Origin of the sequence: Couchioplanes caeruleus, assembly GCF_003751945.1 — a bacterium.
Taxonomy (GTDB): domain Bacteria; phylum Actinomycetota; class Actinomycetes; order Mycobacteriales; family Micromonosporaceae; genus Actinoplanes; species Actinoplanes caeruleus.
On sequence record NZ_RJKL01000001.1, the window covers coordinates 8,201,989 to 8,215,619 of the forward strand.

At 71.7% G+C, this 13,631-nt stretch carries 10 protein-coding genes; 5 read left to right on the forward strand and 5 right to left on the reverse strand.

All coding sequences use genetic code 11. The features are described 5' to 3' along the window. Positions 1 to 94 precede the first annotated feature (94 nt). The 3 genes from EDD30_RS36965 to EDD30_RS36975 all read right to left on the reverse strand — a co-directional run bounded on the left by EDD30_RS36965 (position 95) and on the right by EDD30_RS36975 (position 2,916). Positions 95 to 361 (reverse strand): hypothetical protein, encoded by a 267-nt coding sequence (locus EDD30_RS36965; RefSeq protein WP_071805156.1) that lies wholly within the window; start codon positions 359 to 361, stop codon positions 95 to 97. A gap of 852 nt (positions 362 to 1,213) precedes the next feature. Further along, positions 1,214 to 1,942, reverse strand: a complete 729-nt coding sequence (locus tag EDD30_RS36970; protein WP_123678730.1) for an ABC transporter permease — start codon at positions 1,940 to 1,942, stop codon at positions 1,214 to 1,216. Between the two features lie 74 nt (positions 1,943 to 2,016). Further along, complete coding sequence (locus EDD30_RS36975) at positions 2,017 to 2,916, reverse strand: ABC transporter ATP-binding protein (RefSeq protein ID WP_071805158.1); 900 nt, start codon at positions 2,914 to 2,916, stop codon at positions 2,017 to 2,019. Between the two features lie 131 nt (positions 2,917 to 3,047). On the opposite strand from EDD30_RS36975, the gene EDD30_RS36980 reads away from it, so the two are divergent. From EDD30_RS36980 to EDD30_RS36990, 3 genes are all read left to right on the forward strand, one after another. Further along, positions 3,048 to 4,310 carry a sensor histidine kinase gene (locus EDD30_RS36980; RefSeq protein ID WP_071805159.1) on the forward strand — a complete coding sequence of 421 codons (1,263 nt, stop codon included), beginning with the start codon at positions 3,048 to 3,050 and terminating at the stop codon, positions 4,308 to 4,310. A gap of 362 nt (positions 4,311 to 4,672) precedes the next feature. Then, entirely contained in the window at positions 4,673 to 5,377 is a 705-nt protein-coding gene (locus EDD30_RS36985) for a response regulator (RefSeq protein WP_071805160.1), read from the forward strand. Between the two features lie 106 nt (positions 5,378 to 5,483). Continuing rightward, on the forward strand, positions 5,484 to 6,395 hold the full coding sequence (locus EDD30_RS36990) for an AEC family transporter (protein ID WP_071805161.1): 912 nt from the start codon (positions 5,484 to 5,486) through the stop codon (positions 6,393 to 6,395). Between the two features lie 206 nt (positions 6,396 to 6,601). Here EDD30_RS36990 and EDD30_RS36995 read toward each other — a convergent pair whose 3' ends face one another. Beyond that, entirely contained in the window at positions 6,602 to 7,792 is a 1,191-nt protein-coding gene (locus EDD30_RS36995; protein WP_244945537.1) for a dipeptidase, read from the reverse strand. 157 nt (positions 7,793 to 7,949) lie between these two features. Here EDD30_RS36995 and EDD30_RS37000 point away from each other — a divergent pair, with 157 nt between their 5' ends. After that, positions 7,950 to 9,596, forward strand: coding sequence for a CBM96 family carbohydrate-binding protein (locus tag EDD30_RS37000; protein WP_123678731.1), 1,647 nt, complete (start codon positions 7,950 to 7,952; stop codon positions 9,594 to 9,596). A 186-nt stretch (positions 9,597 to 9,782) separates the two neighbouring features. After that, complete coding sequence (locus tag EDD30_RS37005) at positions 9,783 to 12,503, forward strand: putative bifunctional diguanylate cyclase/phosphodiesterase (RefSeq protein WP_071806411.1); 2,721 nt, start codon at positions 9,783 to 9,785, stop codon at positions 12,501 to 12,503. Here EDD30_RS37005 and EDD30_RS37010 read toward each other — a convergent pair. Then, a complete protein-coding gene (locus EDD30_RS37010; protein WP_071806412.1) occupies positions 12,407 to 13,621 on the reverse strand; it encodes a PucR-like N-terminal domain-containing protein in 1,215 nt (404 codons plus the stop codon). The two genes, EDD30_RS37005 and EDD30_RS37010, sit on opposite strands and share 97 nt — an antisense overlap. Between the last annotated feature and the right edge of the window lie 10 nt (positions 13,622 to 13,631).

Genomic DNA, 13,631 nt, shown 5'->3' on the forward strand with positions numbered 1-13,631 from the left:
GGGCGGTCAGGAGGGTAGCGGCGGAAAGACGAAGTGAGGCGCGCACAGCATAGGACGCTACCGCCATATAGCGGACAAAAGCGGCAAGACGCGACTACTCAAAGAGTGAGTGGTGTCGTCCGCCCTCCGCCCGTGACCGAGCCCGCCGCCGCAACTGCACCACCACGGCATCACCGGCGGCGACCACCGCCCACGCGACCAGCAACCACCCGGGCACCGTCCACCCTCGCCGGAACAGCAGGACGGCCAGCCCCGTGCAGACGACAACGCCGAACAAGGCCAGGACAAGCCGCAAATTGAGCGCGCTGTACGGCTTGTCCACGGTTCCCCGACGGCCAGGAGGTTGCGCACCGATCGGCATGCCCTCAGCCTAAGTCCGCCGCCCCCGCCCGGGCCAGACCGAGCTGACCCGGCAAACGACCCCGGCCCCGTCGTCATCGATGTCGGCTTGGCCAGTGACGCCGACGCCTTCGAGGAAGTGGCGACCACGCCCCCTTGCTGAACGCCGGGTTCGCCCGGCTCGCAGAATCCAGGGCGGTCGAGTCGGGGGTCTCGGTGTCCGTGAGGCCGAGTCGCCCTGGTGCCCGGGCTCATGCCTGCGTCCGCCGGGCGTGGGCCGGCGGGCTGCCGGTGTGGGTTCGATCGGGATGCACCGGGCCTGCGTACCAAGCCACGACCCCTCTCGGCCGCCGCATCAAGGCGGCGCACCTCGTCGGTGGTGACATTCGGGTCGGCGCGACGCCGGGACACGGCGTCGGTCAGCCGTGCCGGTGCGTCTCCGCCGGCCTGGTCGAGGAACGCGGCGAGCAGCAGGTCGGCGGACGCCGCCGCCGGATGCGCCGGGTCGGCGGCGACCTGAGCGATCAGAAGGGCGGTCATCGCCAGGTCCAGATCTGCTGGTCCGGCACCCGCAGCACCCGGTGGGCGTCCAGGGCGTAGACGTCGGCCTCCCGCCCCGCGGCGAAGGGCTGCTGATCTTCCATACGGCAATCATCGTGGAGAAGCAGTCCCGAGATCCGCGGCCCTCCGTCGCAAGGTCATCTCATCGGCGGACGGTCAACAACACCTTCTCCCTCGACAGTCGGGATGTCGGATAAGTCGGGTGCCGGGTGGTGCGGCGGTCGGGGTCCCGGGTGGTGCGGCGGTCGGGGCGCCGGGTGAGGTGCCGCAGCCACCAGGGCCGCGGCACCGACGCGAGGCGCCGCGCCCGCGGTCAGGACACCTCGCGTCGCAGCATCCGCACAGTGCCGAGCACCAGCGGCAAGCCCACCCAGAACGCGCAGGCCACGCCCAGCCGGCCCCACTGGCCGCCGCTCATCGTCGCTTCGCTCAGCGGCAACGACGTGACGTTGACGTCGAGCCATTCGGCTGCCCGCGCCAGCCACTTGACCATCGCGCCGAGCACCGTCCACGCCGTCGGTATGGCGAAGTACAGCACGATGGCCACCGGGGAGTTCATCAGCAGCGCCCCGAACGCCGAACCCATCAGCACGAAGATGACCTGGTTGAGCAGCAGCCGGCCGATCTGCTCGGCGGTGATCTCCCAACTGCCGTCACCACCCGTACCGATGGCGACGAGGTTCGCCGCCACGGTCAGGACGGCCGCCGCGGCCGTCGCCGCCACCGCGATGAGCACCGCCGCGGCAAGCTTCGCCACAACGACGCGTCCGCGGGCCGGGGTCAGGGTGAACGTGCCGAGCGCCGTCCGCTGCGACCACTCGCTGGTCATGGACAGGATGCCGAGCACAGGCAGCAGCACGCTCGCCGGTATCAGGCCGAACGCGAGCAGTCCCCGATACGTCTGCTCGGCGTCCGGAGCCGCGGCGATCATGATCACGGCCGTGCCGGCCGCGGCCAGACCGATCGCGATCAGCAGCCACAACCCCGATCGGGTGTCGGCCAGCTTGCGCAGCTCCACCTGCGTGAGCCGGACCAAGGACACCCCTTCTCCCGTACGGCTAGCGGACGAGCCAGGCGCAACACCGGGCGCCGAGGTCGGTGCATTCTGGACGGCGGTCATCGCGCGGCCTCCTTCGCCGACTCACCGGCGGTCAACGTCAGGAACAGGTTCTCGAGGCCACTGCTGCCGGCGGGACGCAGTTCCAGCAGTACCAGCCCCGCGTCGGCGGCCGCACGGCCGACGGTCTCGGCATCCGCCTGCACCACGACGCCCCCGTCGGTCGTCGCGGCTCCGCTGAGCCCGGCACGCCGCAGCGCCACCCCCAGCGCTCCCGCGTCGAGCGCGCGCACCACCGTGCCGGACGACGCGAGCAGTTCCGCCTTGTCGCCCTGCGCCACGACACGGCCTCCGCCGATGACGACGAGCCGGTCCGCCACCGCCTCCACCTCGCGTAGCAGGTGCGAGGAAAGAAGCACGGTGCCTCCCCGGTCGGCGAAGTCGCGCAGTAGCCCGCGCATCCAGAAGATGCCCTCCGGGTCGAGACCGTTCGCCGGCTCGTCGAGGATGAGGATGCCCGGATCGCCGAGCAGCGCGTATGCCAGCCCGAGCCGCTGCCGCATGCCCAGGGAGTACGCCTTGACCCGCCGCTTGGCGGCAGCGCGGTTGAGGCCGACGCGTTCCAGGCTCTCGTCGACCCTCCGCGTGTCGACGCCCATGGTCAGCGCGGCCAGCGTCAGCACCTCGCGGCCGGTGCGTCCCGCATGCTGCGCCGAGGCGTCGAGCAGCACGCCGACGCGCCGACCGGGATTGCCCAGCCGCCGGTAGGGGACTCCATCCACGGTTGCCGAGCCGGACGTCGGTGGTGTGAGCCCGCAGATCATCCGCATCGTGGTGCTCTTGCCGGCACCGTTGGGTCCGAGGAAGCCGGTCACCGTGCCGGGCGTGCAGGTGAACGACACGTCATCGACGGCCGGGTGGGGCCCGTACCGTTTGCTCAGGTTCTCGACCGTGATCATGTGACTCAGCGTGCCGTGTCCGGCCGGCCCGTCGCGTCGGCCACTGGTCGGCTCCGGCGAACCTTGGTCTACAACGCGCTTCGACCTTGGTCGGTATCGCGGCCTGTGGCGGCGACTCTACGATGGCCGGCATGGGAGAGCTCGCGCCGGTACGCCCGTACGGGCAGCCGGAATATCGATGGCTGCTCCCGGCCGTGCTGCGCGACGAGGCAGACGCGCCGCCCGGCCCGCGCTCGACACGCGACTGGCTCATCGACATCCTCTGTTTCATGCTGAGTCTCGGCTGGACGCTCCTGGCGACGGCCGACCTGCTCAGCCCGGTCCCGACGGTGCTCCCGCAGTGGAGCTCCAGCCCGGACTGGCTGATCGCGACGGACCTGACCATCGGCATCGCGTTCTCCGTGGCGCTGTGGTGGCGTCGGCGATGGCCGGTGCATCTCGGGATCGGCGTGCTGATCTTCGGGACCATGTCGATCACCATCACCGTCGTCGCCCTGATCAGCCTGTTCTCCGTGGCGGTGCACCGCCGCTTTGCGGTGAACGGCGTGGTGACCGTGGGTGCGATGCTGATGAACGCGGCGTTCTGCGTGATCCGGCCCGAGCACGGCACCCCGATCGTGGAGTCGCTGGCCTGGAGCCTGGCCATCGTGAGCATCGTGCAGCTCTGGGGCATGATCGTGCGGGCGCGACGGGAGCTCGTGGTGTCGCTGCGCGATCGCGTCGAGCGGGCCGAGGCCGAGCAGCAACTGCGCGTCGCCCAGGCCCGTGCACTCGAGCGCACCCGCATCGCCCGGGAGATGCACGACGTCCTCGCCCACCGCATCTCGCTACTCAGCCTGCACGCCGGTGCCCTGGAGATCCGCCCCGACGCGCCGCCCACCGAGGTCGCGAACGCCGCCGGCGTGATCCGCGCCAGCGCCCACCAGGCCCTACAGGACCTGCGCGAGGTCATCGGCGTGCTGCGTGAGCCTGCCGCGGAGGCCCTGCCGGAGCGTCCCCAGCCAACTCTGAGCGAGCTGCCCGCCCTCGCTGACGAGTCCCGCGCGGCCGGGGTGAAGGTGTGCCTGCTGCTGGGCGTCGACCGGCCCGAGGACACGCCATCCGGCATAGGACGCACGGCATACCGGATCGTGCAAGAGGGATTGACGAACGCCCGCAAGCACGCCCCGGGCACGGTGGTCCGCGTGTCCGTCAGCGGCGCGGCAGGCGAGGGACTCACCGTCGACATCCGCAACCCGGCGCCGGTGGGCCGCCCGCCTTCGGTCATCCCGGGCACGGGCACCGGACTGATCGGTCTCACGGAGCGAGCCACCCTGGCAGGCGGCACTCTGACCCACGGCCACGATTCCCAGGGCGACTTCGTACTGGCGGCATGGCTACCGTGGCCGGACTGAGCACCACCGCGCCGAGAACGCGCGGCGCCGTGCCGGGCGTGCCGTGCTGCGATGCCCGAACCAGGTCATACGACGCCGGGGCGGATGCGGTGGCGCCGGATGTGGTTGGTCCGACGCCGGGCGTGGGTGGCGTCGTGTCGGGAGCGGTGGCGTGGCGCCCGGATGTGGGTGGCGGGTGTTAGGAGCGGTGGCGTGGCGCCCGGATGTGGGTGGCGGGTGTTAGGAGCGGTGGCGTGACGCCGAGTGGTGGCGCGGTGGGCGGGAGAGAAGGTGTGGTGCCAGGGATGGGAGATGCGGTGCTCGGGAATGACGTTTTCCGCCCTGGTGGCGGATTGGAGCTTGCCCGTGGGAGTGTTGCCGCGATGCAGACGTCGGACGGAGCAGTGCCCGGCGCTGACAGCCTCCCCGAGTCCGCGCCGATCCGGGTTCTGATCGTCGACGACGACGCTTTAGTTCGTGCCGGGCTCACGATGATCTTGTCCGGGGCCGGTGACGTGCGGGTCGTGGGTGAGGCGGCGGATGGCTCGCAGGTGCCGCAGGCCGTGGCGGAGCACCGGCCGGATGTGGTGCTCATGGACATTCGGATGGCGCGGGTCGACGGGCTGGCGGCGACTGAGGCGTTGCGTTCGCGGGCCGGTGCTCCCGAGGTGATCGTGCTGACCACCTTCGATGCCGATGAGGACGTGCTTCGGGCATTGCGGGCTGGGGCCAGTGGCTTTCTGCTCAAGGACACCCCGCCGATCGACATTCTGCAGGCGGTTCGGCGGGTGGCCTGTGGTGAGGCCACGCTCTCGCCGACGGTTACCCGGCGGCTGATCGCCCACGTGGCTGCCCCGGACGGCAATGCCGGCCGTCATCGTGCGCGGCGGCTGCTGGAGACGTTGAGCGAGCGCGAACGCGACGTGGCGCTGGCCGTCGGCCAGGGCCGGACCAACGCGGAGATCTCGGCCGAGCTGTTCATGAGCGTAGCGACGGTGAAGGCCCACGTGTCCCGCCTGCTGACCAAGCTCGACCTCGACAACCGCGTCCAGATAGCCCTGCTCGTCCACGACGCCGGCCTGGTGTAGGCGCTTCCGGCCGCAGCCGGCACGGGCGGGCTCGCCCCGGTAGGCAGGCGTGGTGAGTGTCGCGCTGACCGCGGGCGCAGGGGGCGCTCGGCTAGCGTGTCGTCGCGTGATCTCTGCTCTTTCCGGTTTCGCGCTCATCGGGGCCATCGTGCTGACCGGTTGGGGTGTCGGCCGGTGGGGTGCTCTGCCGGAGAACGCAGAGACGGTGCTCGGCCGACTGGTCTATTCCGTCTTGACGCCGTGCCTTCTCTTCACCGTGGTGGCGGCCGCCGACCTCCGCGTCCTGCTCAGTGAACCCCTACTCGTCTCGGCCGCCGCGGCGCTCCTGTGTTTCGCGGCGTTCGCGGCGACCGCTCGCCGTCTTGACCGGGGCGCCAAGGTCGTGGGTGCGTTGGCCGCCGGTTACACGAACGCGAATTACATCGGCATTCCGGTCGCCACGTATGTGCTGGACGATGCCGCGCTGGTCGTGCCGATCGTGATGTGGCAGCTTCTCGTCGTCACGCCGGTCGCGCTCGCCCTGCTCGAGATCGCCGCTACGGGGCGGACGTCGGTGCGTGCCACCGTCACGGCGCCGCTGCGCAATCCGCTGATCGTCGCCGTCGTTCTGGGCCTGCTCGTCGGCGTGACCGGCCTGCGGATGCCGGCGTTGCTCGCCGCGCCGGTCGCCACGATCGGCTCGGCGGCGGTTCCCGTCGTGCTGATCGCGTTCGGGATGTCCCTGTCGGGCCGGCGGGTCCTCGAGCCCGGCACCGACCGCGTCGCCACCATCGTGGCCGTCGTCCTCAAGACGGTGGTGATGCCGGCCTTCGCCTTCGTCCTGGCCATCGCCCTGGGCCTGCCGGACGACGCGACCTACGCCGTGGTCGTGCTGGCGGCCCTGCCCACGGCTCAGAACATCTTTCTGTACGCGCAGCGCTTCCAGACCGGGCTGGTCTTGGCCCGCGACGCCATCTTCCTCTCCACGCTCGCCTCGGTGCCGGTGCTGCTCCTGGCAGCGATCCTTTTCACGAGGTGAGGGTGCCAGGAGGGCCGGCGTCATGGGTGAGGGCGCTGTGCCGGGTTGCGGGATGAGGCGGCGCGGCCAGAGGGGCGCGCGTCATGCAATGAGGGCGCTGTGACCGGGGCGGCGGGACGATGTGGGCGCACCCGGATGAGAGCGTCAGAACGCCCGCCGCGACCAGCAGCAGGCTCCGGCGATGTGCGCTGAGGGCACCGGGAAGATCAGGCGGTCACGGCGCCCGGCCACATCGGCTCGGTGGCGTGCTCCTCGGCCGCCCGTAGCACCCGCAGCACATTGCGGCCGGTCAGCTTCTCCAACTCCCTCGCCTCCCACCCCCGCGAAGCAAGCTCGCCGAGCAACCGCGGATAGCCCGACACGTCCTCCAACCCCTCCGGCAGCCGATCGCATCCGTCGTAGTCGCCGCCGAGCCCGACATGGTCGACCCCGGCCGCCTCCCGCAGATGCTCGACATGATCGGCCACCTGGCCGACGGTGGCCGAGGGCCGGGGATGGTCGGCCAGCCACGGCCGCAGCGCCGCCGGTGCTTCCGGTACGGCCGTGTCCGGGATCTCCTCGCCGGGCCGGGGCGCCCGGGGCCACGGTTCCGGATCCGGTGGCAAGCCCAGCCGCCGGCATTCCTCCTCCGCCGCCGCGCTCCACGCGCCGACCTCTGCGGAGACGAACGGCGGCACGAACGTCGCCATGCACACGCCGCCGTTGGCGCGGAGCCGGCGCAGCACCTCGTCGGGGACGTTGCGGCGATGGTCGGTGACAGCCCGGGCCGACGAGTGGCTGAAGATCACCGGTGCTGTCGCGACGTCCAGGGCCGCGTGCATCGTCGGCACCGCCACGTGCGACAGGTCCACGAGGACGCCGATGCGCTGCATCTCGGCGACGATCGCGCGGCCCTCGCCGGTCAGCCCGCCGTGGCGCACCGCCTCGGCGGCGGAGTCGGCCCAGCCGGTGTGGTGGTTGTGGGTCAGGGTCACGTACCGCACTCCGAGGCGGGCGAAGGTGCGCAGCACTCCCAGCGACGATGCCAGGCTGTGCCCGCCCTCGATGCCGAGGAGCGAGGCGATCCTGCCCGCTCCGACGGCCGACACCACGTCCACCGAGGTGTATGCGATCGCCAGATCCTGCGGGTACGCCGCGACGAGCCGGTACACCGCGTCGACCTGCTCCATCGTCGCCACCACCGCCTCCGGCTCGGGCAGGTTCGACGGTACGTACACGGACCAGAACTGCCCGCCGACCCCGCCGGCGCGCAGCCGGGCGATGTCCGTGTGGAACTGCGGCCGGTCCGCGGCGAGACCGCCGACCCGGTAGCCTGCCCGGGCGCGCAGGGCCCACGGCAGGTCGTTGTGCCCGTCGATCACGGGCATGGCCGCCAGGACGGCGCCGACGTCGCTCACGGGCACTCGCTCCTCCGTACGGTCGATGATCGCGATCGAAGCATATGACCGCGGAAGGCCGCGGAAATCCTCAAGTGCCGCCGTTCGGCTCGTTCGCAACCGGGCGGCACCGGACCGGGACCGGTTCGTGCACCGCCCGCCCCGGATTGTCTCTCCCATGCCCGGCCGAGACGCGGCCGGACAACTCGGGGGAGAAGAATTGCGTCGCTCGAAGTCGCTCAAGTCCGTGACCGCCCTGGCCGCCCTGTTCGCGGGCGCCGGCAGCGTCCTGGCCGCCGCCCCGGCCACCGCCGCCCCGGCCGTTGCTGACCTGGAGCTGACCGCCACCGACGACACCTACGTGTCGAGCGGACGGCAGAACGCCGGCTTCGGCGCCGAGGGCAAGCTCTCCGTCGGTCGCCTCGAGCGCGACTCCAAGATCGCGTTCCTGAAGTTCCTGGTCCCGGCCGGGGCGCAGGTCACCGGCGCCAAGCTGAAGCTGACCACGGTCGGGGGCGTCGGCGGCCGGCTGACCGTCAACCGGGTCGCCGACACGACGTGGTCCGAGGCGAAGCTGACCGCCCGTACCGCGCCCGCGCTCGGCGCCGTCGCCGCTAAGGCGAAGCCCGTGGCCGACGCCACCGAGGTGAGCTTCGACCTCGGCGCCGCGGTTTCCGGCCCCGGTGCGTACACGTTCGCGATCCAGTCGACCGGCGCCGTGACCCGCTTCCGTTCCAGCGAGGCCAAGGGCGGCCCGGTGCTGGCCGTCACGCTCGCCGCGCCGGCCGCTCCGGTCGCCCCGCCGGTCGAGCCGCCCGCCGACGCCACCGTCCCGCCGGTCGCCCCGGTCGAGGAGGACATGCCGCCGCCCGCGCCCGCGACCGGTGAGTGCGTGACCGACGCCAGGCTGGTGCCGTCGTGTGGGGTGTTGTGGGGTGCCGCCGCGGGTGGTTTCACCGACGCGCCGCGCGATGCCGCGCTCAAGGACTGGGAGAAGCTGTCCGGTCGCACCGCGAGTATCTTCCACGCCTACCACAAGGGTGACGAGCCGTTCCCGACCAAGTCCGAGATGGCCATGGCGCGTGACACCACCCGGCCGCGGGTGCTGCTGCTGAACTGGAAGATCGCCTACGGGTCGACCTGGGCCAAGGTCGCCCGAGGTGAGCAGGACGCCCGCATCGACCGGTTCGCCGCCCGGATCAAGGCCACCTTCCCGGAGAAGTTCTTCCTGGTGCTCAACCACGAGCCGGAGAACGACGTGATCGCGCGTAAGGGGTCGGGCTGGGAGGCCAAGGACTTCGCCGCCATGTACCGCCACACCATCGTGCGGCTGCGGGCCAAGGGCGTGACGAACGCGATCAACGTGATGGCGTACATGGGTAACGAGAAGTGGATGGCGCAGTCCTGGTGGGCCGATCTGTACCCCGGTGACGACGTCGTGGACTGGATGGGTCTGGACTCCTACGTCAGCGCGGAGAAGGGCTACTACCACTACGGCATGTTCGCCGACCTGCTCGACCGTAAGCCCACCGGCGGTGGCCTCGGCTTCTACGACTGGGCGAGCAGCAAGCACCCGTCCAAGCCGTTGATGGTCGCCGAGTGGGGCGTCTACCACCGGGTCGGCAAGGTCACCGACAAGACCGCGGGTTTCCGGAGCGTGCTGCCGGAGCTGGTCAAGCGTCCGAACATCAAGGCCATCGTCTACTTCGACACCAAGCACGACGACCAGGGCGACCGCGACATCAGCATCGACAGCACCAAGGCCAACCTCGCCGCGTTCCGCAAGCTGGCCGCCAACCCGATCTTCAACGTCAAGATCGGCTGAACAGGCACCGCACCACGGGCCGCCCGGCAGACTGCCGGGCGGCCCGTCGCGGCGTTTCGCCGGCAGCGCCGCCCGCGGAAATGGTCCCGTCCGCCCGGCCTGAGCTCCGATTCCCTCAAGTGCGCCGCCGTACGCCCGATCTCAAGACTTCGTCAAGCCACCGACGACAGATGGGGAGGATGAGCGATGGTCGGCAGCCGCCGCCCGGGAGTGCTCACCGCACTCGTCGCGCTCCTCACCGCGGTCTTCGTCGGGTTCATGATCGTCGGCGGCCCCACGGGCGCCTTCGTCTCGGACGTCGGCACGGTGATCATTCTGGTCTTCGCCAGCAGCGCCTGCCTCGTCCGTGCCCGGGCCCGTCGCGGCCGCCTCCGGGCGGCCTGGGCCGGCATCGGCCTGGGTTCGGTGACGTACGCCTTCGGCGAGACCACCTGGACCTGGATCGAGACGGTACGCGGCGAGGCGGTTCCCTTCCCCGGCCTGCCCGACATCGGCTACCTCGGCTCGACGCCCGTCCTCGCGGCGGCGCTGTTCCTCGTCCCGACTCCCCGCAAGTCGGCGGCCAACCGGATCCGCGGCCTCGTGGACGTCGCGATGATGGCCTGCTCGCTGCTGCTGGTGTGCTGGATCCTCGTCCTCGACCCGTTGATCGGCGCGAGCGACGCCACCGCGCTGAGCCTCGGCGTCTCGCTCGGCTACCCGCTCAGCGGCGTGGTGCTGATCACCGTGGTGCTGCACATGTTCGCCGTGCTGCACCGCGACAGCCCGGACTCCGGCCCGCTGACCCTGGTCGGCGTGGCCATGCTGATCGTCGGTGGCTGCGACAGCGCCTACGCGTACGCCTCGTTGTCCAGCGAGTACACGTCCGGCGGCCTGATGGACGCGGGCTGGTTCCTCGGCTTCGCGGTGGTGTTCCTCGCCGCCCGGTACCCCGGCAAGACCGTGACCGCGGCCACGCCGGACGTCGCACCCGGCCAGGCGGAGCCGCGGGCGTTCGCCATGCTGGTCCCGTACGTGGCGGTGCTCGCCGCCCTGATCTGCTGCGCGCTCTCGTACGCGATGACCGGTGACGTCGATGCCTTCGTCGCGTGGGGCCGCTCGGTGCTGATCCTGCTGATCGTCTGCCGTCAGGTGCTCACCCTCCTGGAGAACCGGCACCTCACCCGCCACCTGGAGGCGCGCGTCCTCGAGCGCACCGCCGAGCTGCAGGCGAGCGAGCAGCGGTTCCGCGCGATGGTGCAGCGCAGCTCCGAGTCGGTCGCGGTCGTCGACGCCGACTCGACCATCCGCTACCAGAGCGAATCCGTGGAGCGCATCTTCGGCTGGCCGGCGCAGATGCTGCTCGGCCACCGGCTGGTCGAGATCGCCGGGCGCAAGTCGGGGCCGCGCATCGGCGCCGCCATCGAGTCGGTCATCGCCGGCCCGGAGCTGTTCACGGTCATCGAGGTGCCGATGCGTCACCAGGACGGCCGGGTCCGGCTCGCCGAGATGACCATCACCAACCTGCTCGACGATCCCGCGGTGAACGGCCTCGTGCTCAACACCCGCGACGTGCACGACGCCAAGGAGCTGCAGGACCGGCTCATGTACGAGGCGTACCACGACACGCTGACCGGGATGCCCAGCCGGGCCCTGTTCCGCGAGCGGCTGGTCGAGGCGATCGCCCGGTGCGACGGCCGGGACGAGGTCGCGATCCTCTTCCTCGACCTGGACGGCTTCAAGGAGGTCAACGACAGCCTCGGGCACGCCGCGGGCGACGCCCTGCTCGTGCAGGTGGCCGCGCGGCTGCGCGCCGCCGTCCGCGAGGAGGACACGGTGGCCCGCTTCGGCGGCGACGAGTTCGGCGTGATCGTCGAGTCGCTCGCCGCCCGGGCCGACGCGGAGGCGGTCGCCGGGCGTATCGCCGCGGCCCTGGAGGAGCCGTTCGAGGTCGGCGAGCGCGAGCTGCACGTCGCGGTCAGCATCGGGCTGGCCTGCGCCGCGGACGCCGACGACGTCGAGCAGTTGCAGCGCAACGCCGACCTGGCCATGTACCGCGCGAAGTCCGGCGGTGGCGACCGGCTGGCCGCCTACGACCCCGCGATGCTCGCCGGCCTGGTCGAGCGCCTGGAGCTGGAGGCGGACCTGCGCGTCGCGCTCACCCGCGACGAGCTGGCGCTGCACTACCAGCCGACCGTCGACCTGCGCACCGGCGAGATCACCGGCTTCGAGGCGCTGGTCCGCTGGTACCACCCCACCCGTGGCATGGTCTCCCCGCTGGACTTCATCGGTACGGCGGAGGCGACCGGCCTGATCGTTCCCCTCGGCCGGTGGGTGCTCACGGAGGCCTGCCGGCAGGCGGTCGCCTGGGGCGCGGGCACCACCCGCCGGCTCAAGATGGCCGTCAACGTCTCGGTGCGCCAGTTCGAGCACGGCGACCTCGCCGCGATGGTGGCGGAGGTGCTGGCCGAGACCGGCATGCCGGTCGACCAGCTCTGCCTGGAGATGACCGAGAGCGTGCTGCTCACCGACACCGACGAGAACCTCGCCCAACTGCACCGGCTCAAGGATCTCGGCGTCACCCTGGCCATGGACGACTTCGGTACGGGCTACTCCTCGCTGGCGTACCTGCGCCGGTTCCCGATGGACACTCTCAAGATCGACCGCTCGTTCGTCGACCGGCTCGGCGGCGAGCACGAGGACGAGGCACTGGTCAGCACGATCGTGCGGCTGGGTCGTAGCCTCGGCATGACCACCGTGGCCGAGGGTATCGAGGACTCCGTGCAACTGGCCGTCCTCAAGGAGCTGCGGTGCGACTACGCGCAGGGCTACTACCTGTCGCGTCCGCTGCCCGCGGCGGAGGCCGGCCGGGTGCTGGAGGAGGGCCTCGCCACGGCGCTCGGCGAGCCGGTGGCGTCGCCGCGGTGACCACCGGCGAGCCGGTGCCGCAGCGCGAGCTGGAGCCGTAACCGGGCGTCCGGGTCGTCCAGGGTGGCGCCGAACGCCTGGCGGATCTTCCGCATCCGGTACCGGACCGTCTGCGGGTGGGCGTGCAACGCCGCGGCCGCCGCCACGACCTGGCCCTGCTCGCGCAGCCAGGCGTGCAGCGTCTCCAGCTCCGGCTCCCGCAGCTCCCCGGCGGCGGCCAGTTCCCGGGCGGCGAGCCGGTCCATGAGGCCGGGCTCCCAGCCGGTGACGAGCTCCAGCAGCCGGTCGTCGCAGCGGATGAGCCCGTCGCCGGGCAGGATCCGCAGGGCGCGGCGCGAGATCCGGTACGACAGCCGCGCCGAGGCGAGCGCCACCGCGGGCCCGAGCGCCGCCCGCCGCCCCGCGAGCACCGCCGCCAGGTGCGCCAGCCGTCCGGCGGTCCCGGGAGAAGGCACGACCATGCGGGTGGCGTCGTCGATGACGGTGGCGATCACGCCGTTGCCCGCCGTGCGGGCGAGGTGCTCGGCATCCGTACCGTCGACGCTCACGACCGCGACGGTTCCCGGCAGCGGCCACCGCGCGGCGTCCGCGGCCGCCTGCAGAGCCGCGCCGCCCGGCGGGTCGGGCTGCACCAGCAGGGTGATCAGCCGGCGCCGCACGGTGTCCCAGTCGCGGGCGTTCTTCTCCTGCTCGTCGAGGTAGCCCTCGACGGCCGCGCCCGCGAGCTCGTCGACGTAGCCGAACAGCGCCGAGGCCAGGGCGTACAGCGCGGCGGGCGGCAGGTCCTGCGTGACGAGGAAGGCCCAGAGGTCCCGGCCGCCGGCGGTGAGGATCGTGCGCAGCGCGTCGACCCGGTGGCCCTCGCGGAACTCCGTGCGGCCCAGCCGGGTGAACACCGCCCGGCTCGGCGTCAGGTCGGCCGACGGCGACGCCGCGGCCTCCACGAAGGCGTCCACCGCGGTCTCGACCCCGAGGACCAGGCCCCGGCCCTGCCCGCCGGTCAGCGACCGGCCCTGGGCGCTCATCACCGTTCGTATCGTGTCCAGCACGCGTTCGTGCAGCAGCGGCTTGAGCGCTCGCAGCCGCGCGGCGACGCCGTCGGGCAGGTCCTGGAACATTTGTCACCTC

Bases quoted from the DNA above. Each gene is read 5' to 3' on its own strand.
- EDD30_RS36980 (WP_071805159.1), top strand. From the start codon at position 3,048: ATGGGAGAGCTCGCGCCGGTACGCCCGTACGGGCAGCCGGAATATCGA.
- EDD30_RS36975 (WP_071805158.1), bottom strand. From the start codon at position 2,916: ATGATCACGGTCGAGAACCTGAGCAAACGGTACGGGCCCCACCCGGCC.
- EDD30_RS36965 (WP_071805156.1), bottom strand. From the start codon at position 361: ATGCCGATCGGTGCGCAACCTCCTGGCCGTCGGGGAACCGTGGACAAG.
- EDD30_RS37010 (WP_071806412.1), bottom strand. From the start codon at position 13,621: ATGTTCCAGGACCTGCCCGACGGCGTCGCCGCGCGGCTGCGAGCGCTC.
- EDD30_RS37005 (WP_071806411.1), top strand. From the start codon at position 9,783: ATGGTCGGCAGCCGCCGCCCGGGAGTGCTCACCGCACTCGTCGCGCTC.
- EDD30_RS37000 (WP_123678731.1), top strand. From the start codon at position 7,950: ATGCCCGGCCGAGACGCGGCCGGACAACTCGGGGGAGAAGAATTGCGT.
- EDD30_RS36985 (WP_071805160.1), top strand. From the start codon at position 4,673: ATGCAGACGTCGGACGGAGCAGTGCCCGGCGCTGACAGCCTCCCCGAG.